General features: G+C 61.1%; 16 protein-coding genes. 12 read left to right on the top strand and 4 right to left on the bottom strand.

What is annotated here, in order from left to right; genetic code table 11:
- Nucleotides 1–170 precede the first annotated feature (170 nt).
- Both AC3WRD_RS29355 and aptA read right to left on the bottom strand, forming a co-directional pair.
- The gene (locus tag AC3WRD_RS29355) at nt 171–1664 is read right to left on the bottom strand and encodes a CoA-acylating methylmalonate-semialdehyde dehydrogenase (protein WP_096819678.1); all 1494 of its coding nucleotides are present in this window, start codon (nt 1662–1664) and stop codon (nt 171–173) included.
- Between the two features lie 76 nt (nt 1665–1740).
- Nucleotides 1741–3090 carry an omega-aminotransferase AptA gene (aptA, locus tag AC3WRD_RS29350; RefSeq protein WP_096819679.1) on the bottom strand — a complete coding sequence of 450 codons (1350 nt, stop codon included), beginning with the start codon at nt 3088–3090 and terminating at the stop codon, nt 1741–1743.
- 139 nt (nt 3091–3229) lie between these two features.
- Between aptA and AC3WRD_RS29345 the strand changes: the two genes are divergently transcribed.
- From AC3WRD_RS29345 to AC3WRD_RS29320, 6 genes are all read left to right on the top strand, one after another.
- The gene (locus AC3WRD_RS29345; protein WP_102622767.1) at nt 3230–4150 is read left to right on the top strand and encodes a LysR family transcriptional regulator; all 921 of its coding nucleotides are present in this window, start codon (nt 3230–3232) and stop codon (nt 4148–4150) included.
- A 95-nt stretch (nt 4151–4245) separates the two neighbouring features.
- Nucleotides 4246–4896, top strand: coding sequence for a TetR/AcrR family transcriptional regulator (locus tag AC3WRD_RS29340; protein WP_102622766.1), 651 nt, complete (start codon nt 4246–4248; stop codon nt 4894–4896).
- An 8-nt stretch (nt 4897–4904) separates the two neighbouring features.
- Entirely contained in the window at nt 4905–5486 is a 582-nt protein-coding gene (locus tag AC3WRD_RS29335) for an IMPACT family protein (protein WP_102622765.1), read from the top strand.
- Between the two features lie 537 nt (nt 5487–6023).
- Nucleotides 6024–7574: an ABC transporter ATP-binding protein gene (locus tag AC3WRD_RS29330; RefSeq protein WP_102622764.1), complete on the top strand. Its 1551-nt coding sequence runs from the start codon at nt 6024–6026 to the stop codon at nt 7572–7574.
- An 11-nt stretch (nt 7575–7585) separates the two neighbouring features.
- Nucleotides 7586–8692 carry an ABC transporter permease gene (locus AC3WRD_RS29325; protein WP_102622763.1) on the top strand — a complete coding sequence of 369 codons (1107 nt, stop codon included), beginning with the start codon at nt 7586–7588 and terminating at the stop codon, nt 8690–8692.
- Nucleotides 8692–9618 carry an ABC transporter permease gene (locus AC3WRD_RS29320; protein ID WP_102622762.1) on the top strand — a complete coding sequence of 309 codons (927 nt, stop codon included), beginning with the start codon at nt 8692–8694 and terminating at the stop codon, nt 9616–9618. Before AC3WRD_RS29325 ends, AC3WRD_RS29320 begins: the two co-directional genes overlap by 1 nt.
- Here the strand turns inward: AC3WRD_RS29320 and AC3WRD_RS29315 are convergent.
- Nucleotides 9615–10031 (bottom strand): hypothetical protein, encoded by a 417-nt coding sequence (locus AC3WRD_RS29315; RefSeq protein WP_096819686.1) that lies wholly within the window; start codon nt 10029–10031, stop codon nt 9615–9617. The genes AC3WRD_RS29320 and AC3WRD_RS29315 overlap by 4 nt on opposite strands.
- Before the next feature lie 83 nt (nt 10032–10114).
- Here AC3WRD_RS29315 and AC3WRD_RS29310 point away from each other — a divergent pair, with 83 nt between their 5' ends.
- From AC3WRD_RS29310 to AC3WRD_RS29300, 3 genes are all read left to right on the top strand, one after another.
- A complete protein-coding gene (locus AC3WRD_RS29310; RefSeq protein WP_096819687.1) occupies nt 10115–10465 on the top strand; it encodes a MerR family transcriptional regulator in 351 nt (116 codons plus the stop codon).
- A gap of 36 nt (nt 10466–10501) precedes the next feature.
- On the top strand, nt 10502–11188 hold the full coding sequence (locus tag AC3WRD_RS29305) for an SDR family oxidoreductase (RefSeq protein WP_102622768.1): 687 nt from the start codon (nt 10502–10504) through the stop codon (nt 11186–11188).
- 183 nt (nt 11189–11371) lie between these two features.
- The gene (locus AC3WRD_RS29300; RefSeq protein ID WP_102622761.1) at nt 11372–12730 is read left to right on the top strand and encodes an 8-oxoguanine deaminase; all 1359 of its coding nucleotides are present in this window, start codon (nt 11372–11374) and stop codon (nt 12728–12730) included.
- 121 nt (nt 12731–12851) lie between these two features.
- Here AC3WRD_RS29300 and AC3WRD_RS29295 read toward each other — a convergent pair whose 3' ends face one another.
- Entirely contained in the window at nt 12852–13943 is a 1092-nt protein-coding gene (locus AC3WRD_RS29295; RefSeq protein WP_102622760.1) for a calcium:cation antiporter, read from the bottom strand.
- A gap of 284 nt (nt 13944–14227) precedes the next feature.
- Here AC3WRD_RS29295 and AC3WRD_RS29290 point away from each other — a divergent pair, with 284 nt between their 5' ends.
- The 3 genes from AC3WRD_RS29290 (at nt 14228) to AC3WRD_RS29280 (ending at nt 17476) form a co-directional block, all read left to right on the top strand.
- The gene (locus AC3WRD_RS29290; protein ID WP_102622759.1) at nt 14228–15301 is read left to right on the top strand and encodes a BMP family ABC transporter substrate-binding protein; all 1074 of its coding nucleotides are present in this window, start codon (nt 14228–14230) and stop codon (nt 15299–15301) included.
- A gap of 175 nt (nt 15302–15476) precedes the next feature.
- On the top strand, nt 15477–16442 hold the full coding sequence (locus tag AC3WRD_RS29285; protein WP_102622757.1) for an isopenicillin N synthase family dioxygenase: 966 nt from the start codon (nt 15477–15479) through the stop codon (nt 16440–16442).
- 80 nt (nt 16443–16522) lie between these two features.
- Nucleotides 16523–17476 (top strand): adenosine deaminase, encoded by a 954-nt coding sequence (locus AC3WRD_RS29280; RefSeq protein WP_011332312.1) that lies wholly within the window; start codon nt 16523–16525, stop codon nt 17474–17476.
- Nucleotides 17477–17586: the final 110 nt, after the last annotated feature.

Here is a 17586-nt window from a genome sequence, read left to right as displayed (position 1 = left end):
TGAGTTTCAAGGAGTTTTCCGTTTCGACTGCGCCGGAAGTGGGGCGAATTATAGGCCTCCAGAATCTGCCGTCAACCTCTATTTTCATAAATCTGTCATATCGGTCAAAAAAGCCCTGAAACGCAAAGGCCGACCTTAAAAGGTCGGCCTTCTTTGCATTGCCCTTCTACTTACAAGCTAGGGAAAGCGAATTGCGAAGCCTCATGGCTCGCACGCTGCGGCCAGCGCTGGGTGATCGCCTTGCGACGCGTGTAGAAGCGCACGCCATCCGGACCATAGGCATGCAGGTCGCCGAACAGCGAACGCTTCCAGCCGCCGAAGCTGTGGTAAGCCACCGGCACTGGCAGCGGTACGTTGACACCGACCATGCCGACTTCAATCTCGTCACAGAACAGACGTGCCGCCTCACCGTCACGGGTGAAGATGCAGGTGCCGTTGCCGTATTCGTGATCGTTGATCAGTTGCATTGCCTCTTCCAGGCTGTTCACCCGAACGACGCACAGCACCGGCCCGAAGATCTCTTCTTTATAGATGCGCATCTCAGGGGTGACGTTGTCGAACAGGCAGCCACCCAGGAAGAAGCCTTCCTCATGACCTGGCACGCTCAGGCCACGACCATCGACCACCAGGGTCGCGCCCGCCGCCACGCCATCTTCGACATAACCGCTGACCTTGTCGCGCGCCTGACCGGTGACCAGCGGCCCCATGTCCAGACCACACGAAGTACCGGCACCGATTTTCAGCGCCTTGATCTGTGGAACCAGTTTGGCCACCAGTGCGTCGGCTACCTGGTCGCCCACACACACGGCCACCGAAATCGCCATGCAGCGCTCGCCGCAGGAACCGTAAGCAGCGCCCATCAATGCGCTGACCGCGTTGTCCAGATCCGCATCCGGCATCAGTACTGCGTGGTTCTTCGCGCCGCCCAGAGCCTGCACGCGTTTGCCACGCTTGGTGCCTTCGGAATAGATGTATTCGGCAATCGGCGTCGAACCCACGAAGCTCAGCGCTTTGACTTCCGGCGCTTCGATCAGCGCGTCCACCGCAGTCTTGTCACCGTGCACGACACTCAGCACGCCTTTCGGCAGACCGGCTTCCAGCAGCAGTTGAGCGATCAGCAGGGTCGAGCTTGGATCACGCTCGGACGGTTTGAGGATGAAGCAGTTGCCGCAGACGATCGCCAGCGGATACATCCACAGCGGCACCATGGCCGGGAAGTTGAACGGCGTGATGCCGGCCACCACGCCCAGCGGCTGGAAGTCCGACCAAGCATCAATGTTTGGGCCGACGTTGCGGCTGTACTCGCCCTTGAGGATTTCAGGAGCTGCGCAGGCGAACTCGACGTTCTCGATACCACGCTTCAGTTCACCGGCAGCATCTTCCAGCGTCTTGCCATGTTCTTCACTGATCAATTGCGAGATGCGCGCTTCGTTCTGCTCCAGCAGCTGCTTGAAGCGGAACATCACCTGGGCGCGTTTGGCCGGTGGCGTGTTGCGCCAGGCCGGGAACGCAGCCTTGGCGGCATCGATGGCGTGCTGGATGGTTTCGCGGCTGGCCAGCGGCAGCTTGTGGATAGCCTGACCGGTGGAAGGGTTGAACACATCGACTGCGCGACCGTTCTCGGTCACCAGTTCGCCATTGATCAAATGCGGGATAACGCTCATCGAAAACTCCTGAATTCTTGTCCACGGGCACCCGCCATGGAGTGCCCGTTTTTGTAGGTATATATAGAAGGAAAAATCAGTCGAGCTTGTTCAGCACTTCGCCGACCGCGTCGAACAGACGATCGAGGTCTTGCGGCTTGCTGTTGAAGGTAGGGCCGAACTGCAGGGTGTCGCCGCCGAAGCGCACGTAGAACCCGGCTTTCCACAACGCCATACCGGCTTCGAACGGACGCACGATAGCGTCGCCGTCACGGCCCGCGATCTGGATCGCACCGGCCAGGCCGTAGTTGCGGATGTCGATGACGTTCTTCGCACCCTTCAGACCATGCAGGGCATTTTCGAAATGCGGTGCAACTTCAGCCACGCTCTGCACCAGGTTTTCCTTTTGCAGCAGGTCGAGTGCCGCCAGGCCAGCGGCGCAAGCCACCGGGTGCGCCGAGTAGGTGTAGCCGTGCGGGAATTCCACCGCGTATTCCGGGGTCGGCTGGTTCATGAAGGTCTGGTAGATCTCGGAGCTGGCAATCACCGCACCCATCGGGATCGCGCCGTTGGTGACTTGCTTGGCGATGCACATCAGGTCCGGGGTCACGCCAAAGGTGTCGGCACCGAACATGTTGCCGGTACGGCCGAAACCGGTGATCACTTCGTCGAACACCAGCAGGATGCTGTGCTGATCGCAGATTTCACGCAGGCGCTTGAGGTAGCCCTGTGGTGGAACCAGCACGCCAGCGGAACCGGCCAGAGGCTCAACGAACACCGCAGCAATGTTCGAAGCATCGTGCAGTTCGATCAGCTTCAGCAGCTCATCGGCCAGGGCGATACCACCCTGCTCCGGCATGCCACGGGAGAAGGCATTGCTCGCCAGCAACGTGTGCGGCAAGTGATCGACATCCATCATCGCCTGACCGAACAGCTTGCGGTTACCGTTGACGCCGCCGAGGCTGGTGCCGGCGATGTTCACACCGTGGTAGCCACGGGCGCGTCCGATCATTTTGGTCTTGGTCGACTGGCCTTTCAGGCGCCAGTAGGCGCGGACCATTTTCACCGCGGTATCGGCGCACTCGGAACCGGAGTCAGTGAAGAACACGTGATTCAGGTTGCCCGGAGTCAGCTCGGTGATTTTCTCGGCCAGCTGGAACGACAGCGGGTGACCGTACTGGAAGCCCGGCGAGTAATCGAGGGTGCCCAACTGTTTGGCCACCGCTTCCTGGATTTCCTTGCGGGTATGCCCGGCGCCGCAGGTCCACAGACCGGACAGCGAGTCGTACACCTTGCGGCCCTTGTCGTCGATCAGCCAGCTGCCTTCGGCACCGACGATCAGACGCGGGTCGCGCTGGAAGTTGCGGTTGGCGGTGTACGGCATCCAGTGCGCGTCCAGCTTGAGTTGGCTGGCCAGTGGCGACGACGCGTTTTCAGGCATGTTCATCGGGCAAAACCTCGCAGGGCAATAAGCTTCAGGGAGATAGAAAGCGTTGTTGCAGCTAAATTGCCACGGGGATAAAGTCGGTGAAATCCAACTTTTCTAACCTTCAGTTAGAACCCTGCTAAACAATGAGAACAACAGCATGAGCAGCCGCCGCCCCGATCCACTGGCCCAGGTCAGTGACTTTGACATTCGCCTGCTACGGATTTTTCGCAGCGTGGTCGAGTGCGGCGGCTTCTCGGCAGCGGAAACCGTGCTCGGCATCGGTCGCTCGGCGATCAGCCAGCAAATGAGCGATCTCGAACAACGCCTGGGCCTGCGTCTGTGCCAGCGCGGGCGCGCCGGTTTCTCCCTGACCGAAGAAGGTCGCGAGGTCTATCAATCGGCGCTGCAGCTTTTAAGTGCGCTGGAAAGTTTCCGCACCGAGGTCAACGGCCTGCACCAGCACTTGCGCGGCGAGCTGATCATCGGTCTGACCGACAACCTCGTCACCCTGCCCCACATGCGCATCACCCACGCGCTCGCACAGTTGAAAGAGCGCGGGCCGGACGTGCAGATCCAGATCCGCATGATCGCCCCCAATGAAGTCGAACAAGGTGTGCTCGACGGTCGCCTGCATGTCGGCGTGGTGCCGCAGGCCAGTGCGCTGTCGGGGCTGGAATATCAGCCGCTGTACAGCGAACGCTCGCTGCTTTATTGCGCGGTCGGCCATCCGTTGTTTTATGTCGATGACAAACAGCTGGACGACGACCGCCTGAACAGCCAGGACGCCATCGCCCCGACCTTCCGTTTGCCGGCGGAGATACAGGCGCACTATCAGGCCCTCAATTGCACGGCCAGCGCTTCCGACCGGGAGGGCATGGCATTCCTGATTCTGACCGGGCGTTACATCGGCTATCTGCCGGATCATTACGCCAGCCTCTGGGTGCAACAGGGGCGGCTGCGCGCGCTCAAGGCCAACACGCGTTTCTATGATTTGAGCCTCGCCTCGGTCACCCGCAAAGGCCGGCGTCCGCATCTGGTGCTGGAAAGCTTTCTCGAAAGCCTGGCCGCCACGCGCTGACGACCGGGGTTTTATTCGCCCGGGGCTTGTCGCAGGCCGATGGTTGCGCTATCAACGCAACTGGTTGCACCCCACAGACAAACCCGGAAGTGCCTATGACCTTTGAAGTCCCCGCTCACGGCGGCAAACCTGCCAGCCGCATTCGTCAGAAGAACGAAGAGACCATCATCAAAGCCGCCGAAGACGAGTTCGCCCGTCACGGGTTCAAAGGCACCAGCATGAACACCATCGCCACCAAGGCCGGGTTACCCAAGGCGAATCTGCATTACTACTTCACCAACAAGCTCGGGTTGTACGTGGCGGTGCTGAGCAACATCCTCGAGCTGTGGGACAGCACCTTCAACACCCTGACCGCCGAGGACGATCCGGCCGAAGCCCTGACCCGCTACATTCGCGCGAAAATGGAGTTTTCCCGCCGTCAGCCGCAAGCGTCGCGGATCTTTGCGATGGAAGTGATCAGCGGCGGTGAATGCCTGACCGAGTATTTCAACCAGGACTACCGCGCCTGGTTCCAGGGCCGGGCCGCGGTGTTCCAGGCGTGGATCGATGCCGGCAAGATGGACCCGGTGGATCCGGTGCACCTGATCTTCCTCTTGTGGGGCAGTACGCAGCATTACGCCGACTTCGCCACACAGATCTGCCGAGTGACCGGTCGCAGCAAATTGACCAAACAGGACATGGACGACGCCGGCACCAACCTGATCCGCATCATCCTCAAAGGCTGCGGCCTCACTTCTTCTATATAAGTCGTTTTATGCCATTCACCCTCAGCGGCTTCTGCGAATTTCGCGAAGAGATTCGCAAAAGCCGTTTCATCACCTTCGCCGCACCGATCGGCAGCCCTGCCGACGCGCAAACCTTCATCGAGCAGCACAGCGACTTGAACGCGTCGCACAATTGCTGGGCATGGAAACTCGGTGATCAGTACCGTAGCAACGACGACGGCGAACCGGGCGGTACGGCCGGACGGCCGATTCTCGCGGCCATCGAAGCGCAGGACTGCGATCAGGTCGCAGTACTGGTGATCCGCTGGTACGGCGGCATTCAACTGGGCACCGGCGGATTGGCCCGGGCCTATGGCGGCGGGGCCAACAAGTGCCTGCAAGCTGCAGCGAAAGTCGAACTGATCAGCCGTGTGCCCCTGCGTTGTGCCTGCGGGTTTGCCGAACTGGCGCTGGTGAAGTTGCGGGTGGCGGATCTCGGCGGTCTGGTGGTGGAGGAAAACTTCACCGCCAACGGTGTCGAATTACAGCTGGCAGTGGGCGAAGCGCAGATCCCGTTGCTGCAAAACCAACTGGCGGATCTCAGCCGTGGACGCATCCTGCTCCAGCGCTGAACACCTGCAATATTTCGGGGCACGACACGATTCGCTTATTCCACCGAGTTGCCCACATCAGCTGTGCACCCGACTGTGGATAACCTGAGCACACACCGCTGTAACCCTTCTGTCACGTGGCTTTGCGCGATTTGTTCACTTTTCGCCCAAACCACGTGAAAAAAGTTTAATTCCAAGCAAAAACAATCAGTTAGATCTGTTTATCGCCATTGGGAGATAGCACCGATGCGCTTATGCCAAGGTTTTCCGATTGCGCACAAATACTGTGGAGCAACCTGTGGATAACCCGTTCATGACTCCCTTAGCCGCAGGTGCTGCTTGACTCCGGCGGGATTGCTCGTTTTTTAACCAGATTTTCACGAACAAAACTGGAGCCTGATCAACGGCTTTGCGCTCAATTGGTGCTGCCCATCCGGGTAATTTTGCATTCGATGCTCTACGCAAAGGGTCGCCGGGCAAGGGGCTGACGGGTTCCTGACTCAATGGCCAGGAAATTGCTTTATCCACAGGCACAACTCCAAGCAAGCCGAGCCTGTCATGCCCAACGCCACGCCCACCCCGCGCCTGCAACTGCGCCGCATCAGCAAACGTTATCCCGGTTGTCTGGCCAACGATGCCATCGATCTGAGCATCGCCCCCGGTGAAATCCACGCCCTGCTGGGTGAAAACGGCGCGGGTAAAAGCACGCTGATGAAGATCATCTACGGCGTCACCCAGGCCGACTCGGGGGAAATGCTCTGGCAAGGGCAACCGGTGAACATGCGTAACCCGGCCCAGGCCCGGCAGTTGGGCATCGGCATGGTGTTCCAGCATTTCTCGCTGTTCGAAACCCTGAACGTGGCGCAGAACATTGCGCTGGCGATGGGCCCGGCGGCCGGGACGCCGAAACAGCTTGAACCGAAAATCCGTGAGGTGTCCCGCCGTTACGGCATGGCGCTGGAACCGGAGCGACTTGTCCACAGCCTGTCGATCGGCGAACGCCAGCGAGTGGAGATCGTCCGTTGCCTGATGCAGGACATTCGCCTGCTGATTCTCGACGAACCGACTTCAGTGCTCACGCCGCAGGAGGCCGAGGAACTGTTCAACACCCTGCGCCGGCTCGCGGCCGAGGGCTGCAGCATTCTGTTCATCAGCCACAAACTCGGCGAGGTGCGTGCCTTGTGCCACAGCGCCACGGTTCTGCGCAGCGGCCGGGTGGCCGGGCAATGCGTACCGGCCGAATGTTCCGACCGAGAGTTGGCGCAACTGATGGTCGGCGAGTCGGCGGCATTGATCAGCGAGTATCCGAAAACCAGTGGCGGCGCGACATTTTTGCAGGTCAGCGGATTGAACTGGCACAACCCCGATCCGTTCGGCTGTTCGTTGATCGACATCGACTTGCAAGTGCGCAGCGGCGAAATCGTCGGCATAGCCGGTGTGGCGGGCAACGGTCAGGATGAATTGCTGGCACTGCTGAGCGGCGAGCAAATCCTGCCCCGCGATGCAGCGCAAACCATCTGTTTCCGAGAACGCGCCGTCGCTGATCTACGTCCGGAGGCGCGACGCAAACTCGGCCTGGCTTTCGTCCCCGCCGAACGCCTCGGGCACGGCGCGGTCCCGGAGTTGAGCCTGGCGGACAACGCCCTGCTCACAGCCTTTCAACAAGGGCTGGTCAGCCACGGGTTGATCGAGCGCAACAAAGTCGAATCCCTCGCCGAGTTGATCATCCAGCGCTTCGGCGTGAAAACCCCGGACACCCAAACCAGCGCCCGCAGCCTGTCCGGCGGCAACCTGCAGAAATTCATCCTCGGTCGGGAAATTCTTCAGCAACCGAAACTGCTGATCGCGGCGCACCCGACCTGGGGCGTGGACGTCGGCGCGGCGGCCGTGATCCATCGCGCTCTGATCGCCCTGCGCGACGCCGGCGCGGCGATCCTGGTGATTTCCGAAGACCTCGACGAACTGTTCCAGATCAGCGACCGCCTCGGCGCGCTCTGCGGCGGGCGGATGTCGGCGCTGCAAGACACGGTGCAAACCCGAATCAGCGATGTCGGTGGCTGGATGGCCGGCCAGTTCCACAGCCCTCAACCACAACCCGCCACGGTTTAACGGAGTTTCCCATGCTGCTTTCCCTCGAACCCCGTGGCCGGCAATCGCGCCTGATGCTGTGGTGCTCGCCGCTGTTGGCGGCGGTGCTGACCCTCGGTTGTGGCTCGCTGCTGTTCATCGCCCTCGGTCATGATCCGCTGCAAACCTTGCACACCTTGCTGATCGCGCCGGTCAGCGACTTGTATGGCGTCTCCGAATTATTGGTCAAGGCGTTGCCGATCCTGCTCTGCGCGCTAGGTCTGGCGGTGGCCTATCAGGCGCGAATCTGGAACATCGGCGCCGAAGGTCAATTGTTGCTCGGTGCGTTGGCCGGCAGTGCGCTGGCGGTGAACATCATCGATATGCAAAGCCGTTGGGCCTTGGTGCTGATCCTGCTCACCGGCACGTTCGCCGGCGCCGCGTGGGCCGGGCTAACCGCCTGGTTGCGCACGCGCTTCAATGCCAACGAAATCCTCACCAGCATCATGCTCAATTACATCGCGCTGAACCTGCTGCTGTTCTGCGTCCACGGGCCGTTGAAGGACCCGGCCGGGTACAACTTTCCCGAGTCGGCGATGTTTGGCGACGCCAGCCGCTTGCCGCTGTTGATGGAGGATGGTCGGGTTCACGCCGGGGTGTATTTCGCCCTGCTCGCGCTGGTGGCGGTGTGGGTGTTGTTGCAGAAAAGCTTTGTCGGCTTCCAGATCAAAGTGCTCGGGCTGGATAAACGCGCGGCAGGATTTGCCGGGTTTCGCGAGAAGCGTCTGATCTGGCTCGCACTGCTGATCAGCGGAGGATTGGCGGGACTTGCCGGGGTCTGCGAAGTCACCGGACCGATCGGACAACTGGTGCCGCAGGTCTCGCCGGGCTACGGCTATGCGGCGATCACCGTGGCGTTTCTCGGCAGGCTCAATCCCATCGGCATTCTGTTTTCCAGCCTGTTGATGGCGCTGCTGTACATCGGCGGCGAGAGCGCGCAGATGACGCTGAACCTGCCGCAGGCGATCACCCAGTTGTTTCAGGGAATGATGCTGTTTTTCCTGCTGGCCTGTGACGTGCTGATCCTCTACCGACCCCGTCTGAACCTGCGCTGGGTGCGGCGCACCTCAACCACCGCCGTAACCGCTGGAGCGCTGTGATGGATATCGATCTGCTGAGCAATGTTTTCTACGCCATGGTGCGTTGCGGCACACCGCTGCTGCTGGTGGCGCTGGGTGAACTGATCTGCGAAAAGAGCGGCGTGCTCAACCTCGGGCAGGAAGGGATGATGCTGTTTGGTGCGGTGATCGGTTTCATCGTCGCGTTCAACAGCGGCAACCTGTGGCTGGGCGTGGTGTTGGCGATGCTTGCCGGGATGCTGTTGTCGTCGCTGTTTGCCCTGGTGGCGCTGGTGTTCAACGCCAATCAGGTGGCGACCGGGCTGGCGCTGACGATTTTTGGTGTGGGCCTGTCGACCTTTGTCGGTGCGGCGTGGGTCGGCAAACCGCTGGCCGGTTTCGAGCCGCTGGCGATTCCATTCTTGAGTGACATCCCGCTGATCGGCCGCATGCTGTTTGCCCAGGATCTGCTGGTGTACCTGTCGTTCGCGCTGTTTGCACTGGTGGCCTGGGTGATCGTGAAAAGCCGTATCGGGCTGATCATTCAAGCGGTCGGCGAGAATCCTGATGCGGCCAGTGCCATGGGCTTGCCGGTGCTGACCGTGCGCACACTGGCGGTGTTGTTCGGCGGAGCGATGGCCGGACTGGCCGGGGCTTATCTGTCGCTGGCGTACACGCCGATGTGGGCCGAGAACATGACCGCCGGGCGTGGCTGGATTGCGCTCGCGCTGGTGGTGTTCGCCAGTTGGCGGGTGTGGCGGCTTTTGCTCGGCGCGTATCTGTTCGGACTCGCCAGCATCCTGCACCTGGTGGCGCAGGGGTTGGGGCTGGCGATTCCTTCAAGCCTGCTGGCGATGCTGCCGTACGTCGCGACCATTCTGGTGCTGGTGTTGTTGTCGCGGGATGCGGTGCGTACACGGTTGTACGCGCCGGTATCACTGGGACAGCCGTGGCAGGCCGGACATTAAGCCGTGACGGCCCGCGACAGCGACCGAACAGGCAACGCCTGAGCAATGCCCCACGCCACTTCGAGAACCAGGAAACCCACCACCAACGAACTGGCGCCGTGGGCCAGGGCATACGTCATCCACGCCGCGAACAGAAATCGCGTCACCGCGTCATAGCGCCCATAAACCGGCTGCGGATCACGAATCCGCAGCACCGACCACATGCACACCACCGAACCGAACAGATTCGCCATCAACAGATGCGCAGGTTCGAACGCCGGCAACTCACCGGGCAATTCCAGCGCCTGACTCAACGCCGTCAACAACCCATGCAACACAGCAAAACTCCATGGCGTGACAAACGCCACTGTCACGATCAAGTCATACCAGGCACTGCCGCGCACCAACTGTCGATACTGCGTTGAAGTCCACATCATCCTTGCTCCGAAAATTCAGGGAGCAATCACGGTAAAGCCTGGAGTATGCTCCAGGGTCAAACACTTTCGAGACCTGCAAGATGCGCATCGGTGAGTTAGCCCAGACCTGCGATGTCAGCCGTGACACGCTGCGTTTCTACGAGGAGCGCGGATTGATTGCGGCGCAACGCAGCGCCAACGGTTATCGCGACTATCCGCCGGAAATGGTGCAACTGGTGCTCTACATCAAAACGGCGCAGCGTCTGGGCTTTACCCTTGGCGAGATCGGCAGCAGCGTTGGCGCGTTGTGGCAATCGCCAAACCCCGACACCACCGTCACGCAACTGCTGCAAGACAAACTCAAGCTGGTCGAAACCCGCATGGCTGAACTCGGTGAGCTGCGCCAGGAATTGCAGCATCGGCTCGGTCAACGTTGTCCATTGAACCCGTGATCTTTCAACTTTCAAGGAAAGCCAATCATGTCCGCACTGAATCCTGCCAAGCACGCACTGATCATCGGCGCCTCCCGGGGCCTGGGTCTGGGCCTGGTGAAAACCCTGCTGGCCGACGGCTGGCGAGTCACCGCCACGGTTCGCAATCCTTCGAACGCCGAGGCGCTGAAAGCACTGGGCAACGTGCAAGTCGAAAAACTCGACATGGACGACCAGCAAGCCGTGATCGCCCTGAGCCAGCAACTCAAGGGCGAGACCTTCGACCTGCTGTTCGTCAATGCCGGGGTCAAAGGCCCTGAAGTGCAGACCCCGGGCGGCGCCACGCTGGCAGAAGTCGGTCAGTTGTTCTTCACCAACGCCGTGGCGCCGATCAACCTGGCCCAGCGTTTTGTCGGGCAGATTCGCGACGGCAGCGGCGTGCTGGCGTTCATGAGTTCGGTGCTCGGCAGCGTGACCATGCCCGACGCGCCGGAACTGGCGCTGTACAAGGCCAGCAAAGCGGCGCTGAACTCGATGACCAACAGCTTCGTCACTCAGTTGGGCGATCAGAAACTGACTGTGCTGTCGCTGCATCCGGGCTGGGTGAAAACCGACATGGGCGGCGAAGGCGCCGACATTGACGTCGACACCAGCACCCGCGGCCTGGTGGATCAGGTGGACGCGTTTGCCGGCAAGGGCGGCCATCACTTTGTGAACTACAAGGGTGAAACCATTCCCTGGTAAACACTGGACCCTGTGGGGGCTCACTCCCACAGGGTTATCCCGGTGTCTGGTCGGGTTGGGCTTGCCCGTCGCAACATTTTGTTCGAAACTCCGCACCTCGTCCTTCGCGGCGACCCTGGATCAGCAGACAGGGCAACACTGAGCTGGCAACCCTGAACCCAACTTTCAGAGGAGCCGGCCACAATGCCTGCGACCCGTATCTGGTTAAAAAATCCCCTCGCCATTTTCACGGCCAACGGTCTCGACGCCCGTGGCGGTCTGGTGCTGCAAGACGGTGTGATTACCGAAGTGCTCGGCGCCGGCCAGCGACCTTCCGCCCCGTGCAATGAAGTGTTCGACGCCCGTGAGCACGTGATCCTGCCGGGCCTGATCAACACCCATCACCACTTCTATCAGACCCTGACCCGCGCCTGGGCGCCGGTGGTCAATCAGCCGTTGTTCCCATGGCTGAAAACCCTGTACCCGGTCTGGGCACGCCTGACCCCGGAAAAGCTCGCCCTCGCCACCAAAGTCGCGCTGGCCGAACTGTTGTTGTCGGGTTGCACCACCGCCGCCGATCACCACTACCTGTTCCCGGATGGCCTGGAAAACGCCATCGACGTGCAAGTCGAAACCGTGCGTGAACTGGGTATGCGCGCCATGCTCACCCGTGGTTCGATGAGCCTCGGCGAGAAGGATGGCGGCCTGCCTCCGCAGCAGACCGTGCAGGAAGGCCAGGTGATTCTCGACGACAGCCAGCGCCTGATTCACGAGTACCACGAACGTGGCGACGGTGCGCAAATCCAGATCGCTCTGGCGCCGTGCTCGCCGTTCTCGGTGACCCCGGAAATCATGTCCGCCAGCGCCGAGCTGGCAAACAAACTCGATGTGCGCCTGCACACTCACCTCGCCGAAACCCTCGACGAAGAGGATTTCTGCCTGCAACGCTTCGGCCTGCGCACCGTGGATTATCTGGACAGCGTCGGCTGGCTCGGCCCGCGCACGTGGCTGGCCCACGGCATCCACTTCAACCCCGACGAAATCGCCCGCCTCGGCGCGGCCGGCACCGGCATATGCCATTGCCCGAGCTCGAACATGCGTCTGGCGTCCGGCATCTGCCCGAGCATTGACCTGACCGATGCCGGCGCACTGTTCGGTCTCGGTGTGGACGGCTCGGCGTCCAACGATGCGTCGAACATGATCCTCGAAGCCCGCCAGGCCCTGTACATCCAGCGCCTGCGTTACGGCGCCGAGAAGATCACCCCGGAACGCGTGCTGGGTTGGGCGACCAAGGGCTCGGCGAGTCTGTTGGGTCGTACCGACATCGGCGAACTGGCGGTTGGCAAGCAGGCGGACCTGGCGTTGTTCAAGCTGGATGAACTGCGCTTCTCCGGCAGTCATGACCCGATTTCGGCATTGCTGTTGTGCGGCGCGGACCGCGCGGATCGCGTGATGGTCGGCGGCAAGTGGCGCGTGGTTGACGGGCAGGTTGAGGGGCTGGACCTCAAAGGCCTGATTGCCGATCACAGCCAGGCGGCTCGGCAGTTGATCGCCGGCACCTGATCTCCCCCCTCTGATCGTTCCCACGCTCCGCGTGGGAATGCATACCGGGACGCTCTGCGTCCCAGCGTAGGACGCGGAGCGTCCTTTGCGGCATTCCCACGCAGAGCGTGGGAACGATCAATCACAACCCCAGCAGCGACAACATGATGAACGTCGCAAACAACACAAAATGGGTCATGCCCTCAATGGCATTGGTCTCCCCGTCATTGAGGTTGATCGCGCTGACGATCAGCGTGATGAAGATCATCACGGTCTGCACCGGGGTCATCGCCATCTGAAACGGCTGACCGGTGTAGAGCGCCATCGCTTCCATCACCGGCACCGTCAGGATCACTGTCGACAACGACGCGCCCATCGCAATGTTGACCACCGACTGCATGCGATTGGCCAGCGCCGCGCGCAACGCGGTCAGGATCTCCGGCGCCGCCGAAATCGCCGCCACCAGAATCGCCGTGATCACCGGCGGTGCGCCCGTCCCTTCCAGGCCCAGATCGAGGGTCTTGGACATCACCTCGGCCAGTGCGCCGATCACCACCACACCGAACACCAGAATGCCGATCGACAGCGCCAGGCTGACCGGTTTCGGCTCCTGCTCCACCGGCTCTTTCTTGCGGCGTTTATCCGGGTAGCTGTAGCTGAAAAAGTAGCTGTGCGGGCCGACCTGCATCCGCAGGAACAACGTATAAAGCACCACCATCGCGCCGATGGTGAACGCCGAATAGATTTTCCAGTCGGCCTCGGGAATGAACTCCGGTACCACCATCGACACACCCATGGCGGTGAGAATCATCACGCTGTAACTGCGGGCCGAATCATCGTTGTAGGACTGCTCGCCATGCTTGATCCCGCCCATCAATGCGGCGAGACCGAGGATGCCGTTGATGTCGAGCATGACCGCCGAATAGATCGTGTCGCGCACCAGCGTCGGCGAGGCTTCGTTGCTCATCATGATCGCCAGGATCACCACTTCCACCAGCACGGCGGCGAGGGTCAGGATCATCGTGCCGTACGGGTCGCCGACTTTTTCCGCGAGCAGTTCGGCCTGATGGGCGACGCGCATCGAGGCGGCGACGATAAACGCGATCAACACCAGCCCGCCGGTCAAGGCGACGACCTGGCCACTGTGCAGCAACCAGTGTTCCAGCGGATACGCCACGAGAGCGGCGATCAGGGCCAGCAGCAGAAAGCTTTCTTGCTTGAGGATCGTGAGCATGGCGGACCTGCGGGCGCTGGGGACGAATGAGTGACTGACTGCGGGGCGGCGCTAATGGTTCGTTACACCTTAGCGCACCACGGAATGGCAGCCGGTTCGGCAGGTGCACTTTATTGGCCTTGGCGGCCTCATCGCGAGCAAGCACGCTCCCACGGGTGATCGTGCTCCCATGTGGGAGCGAGCTTGCTCGCAAAGGCCTCGCCTCGATTTCAACTCTATTTGTTGTCCGCTTGGTCAGCCTTTTGCATTGCCCTCCCCACACCAACAAAAGGGAGTTCGCGTTCATGCAAAAACGTCCGCTGCAAACACTGCTGTGCATCGCCATGGGCCTTGGCCTCAGCCTGGGCGCCAGTGCCGCCGATCCACTGAAAGTCGGCTTCGTCTACATCGGCCCCATCGGCGACCACGGCTGGACGTATCAGCATGAACAGGGGCGCAAGGCGCTGGCGGAAAAACTCGGCACGCAGATCACCACCAACTACGTGGAGAACGTCGCCGAAGGTGCCGATGCCGAGCGGGTGATCCGCAACATGGCCAAGGACAACTACGACCTGATCTTCACCACGTCTTTCGGCTACATGAACCCGACGGTGAAAGTCGCCAAACAGTTTCCCAAGGTGACCTTCGAACACGCCACCGGCTACAAGCAGGACAAGAACCTCGGCACCTATCTGGCGCGCACCTACGAGGGCCGTTACGTCGGTGGTTTCCTCGCGGCGAAGATGACCAAGACCAAGAAGATTGGCTATGTCGCCTCGTTCCCGATCCCGGAAGTGATCCGCGACATCAACGCCATCCAGCTGGCCCTGAACAAGTACAACCCCGGCACCGAAATCAAAGTGGTGTGGGTCAATTCGTGGTTCGATCCGGGTAAAGAGGCCGACGCCGCCAACGCGCTGATCGACCAGGGCGTGGACGTGGTGTTCCAGCACACCGACAGCCCGGCGCCGATCCAGGCCGCCGAACGGCGTGGCGTCTATGCCGTGGGCTACGCTTCCGACATGGCGCACTTCGGCCCGAAAGCGGTGCTGACCTCGATCGTCAACGACTGGGCACCGCACTACATTCAGGCGACCCAGAGCGTGATCGATCACAACTGGAAATCCCAGGACTACTGGGGCGGGTTGAAGGAAGGCACGGTCGAACTGCCGATCAGCGATCTGGTGCCGGCGCCGGTGAAGGCCGAAGCCGAGCAGATCATCGCGGACATCAAGAGCGGCACCTTGCAACCGTTCACCGGGCCGATCAAGGATCAGGCCGGGGTCGAGAAAATCCCGGCGGGGGTCAGCGCGACCAATGTGGAACTGGCGTCGATGAACTACTACGTCGAAGGCATGAAGGCCGAGATGCCGAAGTAATCCACTTGACGCCGACCTGACCCTGATCGTTCCCACGCTCTGCGTGGGAATGCAGCCCGGGACGCTCCGCGTCCCTGCCAAAGCGGACGCGGAGCGTCCATTGAGGCATTCCCACGCGGACGGTTCGACGCCTCGACGTGGGAACGATCCCCCTTTTACCTTTCAAGGATTTTGTATGGATCAGCTTCCAATCATCGACATCAGCCCGCTCTACTCCGACGACCAGAACGCTTGGTCCGCCGTCGCCGAACAGATCGACCACGCCTGCCGCGAATGGGGCTTCTTCTACATCAAGGGTCACCCGATTTCTGCGCAGCGAATCGAATCCCTGCTCGATCACGCACAGCGCTTCTTTGCGCAACCGGCAGAAGAAAAACTCAAGATCGACATCACCCAGACTGTCCATCACCGCGGCTACGGCGCCATCGCCACCGAGCAGCTCGACCCGGACAAACCCAGCGACCTCAAGGAAACCTTCGACATGGGCCTGCACCTGCCGGCCGATCATCCCGAGGTGCTGGCGGAAAAACCCTTGCGCGGCCCCAACCGTCATCCGGCCATTCCCGGTTGGGAAACGCTGATGGAGCAGCACTACCTCGACATGCAGGCCCTCGCGCAAACCCTGCTGCGAGCCATGACCCTGGCACTGGGCATCGAGCGCGACTTCTTCGACACGCGCTTCAACGAGCCGGTCAGCGTACTGCGGATGATCCATTACCCGCCGCGTCACACCGCCAGTTCCGCCGAACAGCAGGGGGCCGGTGCGCATACCGATTACGGCTGTATCACTCTGCTGTATCAGGACGCGGCCGGCGGCTTGCAGGTGAAAAACGTAAAAGGCCAGTGGATCGACGCGCCGCCCATCGACGGCACGTTCGTGGTCAACCTCGGCGACATGATGGCGCGCTGGAGCAACGACCGTTATCGCTCGACTCCGCACCGGGTCATCAGCCCGCTCGGCGTGGATCGCTATTCGATGCCGTTCTTCGCCGAGCCGCATCCGGACACGCGTATCGAATGCCTGCCCGGTTGCCAGGACGCACAGCATCCGGCGAAATATCCGACCACCACCTGCGCCGAATTCCTGCTGTCACGCTTCGCCGATACCTACGCCTATCGAAGGGAGCAGGAAGCGGTGTGATGGATCGGTTGGTCAGGTTTTGCCAATTGTTTCGGCGGGCATCTGTAGAATGCCGTCATTGCACCTGATGAGAAAAGAATATGTACGACTGGCTCAATGCCCTGCCCAAAGCCGAACTGCACCTGCACCTCGAAGGCTCGCTGGAGCCCGAGCTGCTGTTCGCCCTGGCCGAACGCAACAAGATCGCCCTGCCATGGAGCGACGTCGAAACCCTGCGCAAGGCTTACGCCTTCAACAACCTGCAGGAATTCCTCGACCTGTATTACCAGGGCGCCGACGTGCTGCGCACCTCCCAGGATTTCTACGACCTGACCTGGGCCTACCTGCTGCGCTGCAAAGAACAGAACGTGATCCACACCGAACCGTTCTTCGATCCGCAGACCCACACCGACCGTGGCATCCCGTTCGAAGTGGTGCTCAACGGCATCGCCGCCGCGCTGAAGGATGGCGAGCAGCAACTGGGCATCACCAGCGGTTTGATCCTGAGCTTCCTGCGCCACCTGAGCGAAGACGAAGCGCAGAAAACCCTCGACCAGGCACTGCCGTTCCGTGATGCGTTTGTCGCGGTAGGTCTGGACAGCTCCGAGATGGGTCACCCGCCGAGCAAGTTCCAGCGCGTGTTCGACCGTGCCCGTCACGAAGGCTTCCTGACCGTCGCCCATGCTGGCGAAGAAGGCCCGCCGGAGTACATCTGGGAAGCCATCGACCTGCTGAAAATCCAGCGTATCGACCATGGTGTTCGCGCCATCGAAGACGAGCGCCTGATGCAGCGGATCATCGACGAGCAGATCCCGCTGACCGTGTGCCCGCTGTCGAACACCAAACTCTGCGTGTTCGATCACATGTCTCAGCACAACATCCTCGACATGCTTGAGCGCGGCGTGAAGGTCACGGTGAACTCCGATGACCCGGCGTACTTCGGTGGTTATGTCACCGAAAACTTCCATGCCTTGCACGAACATCTGGGCATGACCCAGGATCAGGCCAAACGCCTGGCACAAAACAGCCTGGATGCGCGGTTGGTAAAACCGTAACAGCACAAAGCCGTTCGAACACGCCCGTGTTCGAACGGCTTTTCAGGTCTCAGCGCACAACCGCTTCAGTCAACTCTTCCAGCGTCTTGCCCCGGGTCTCCATCCCGAAC

This window comes from Pseudomonas sp. FW215-R2 (assembly GCF_058789255.1).
The sequence above is the reverse complement of the archived record's forward strand: the minus strand, read 5'-3'. Positions and strand labels throughout refer to the sequence as shown.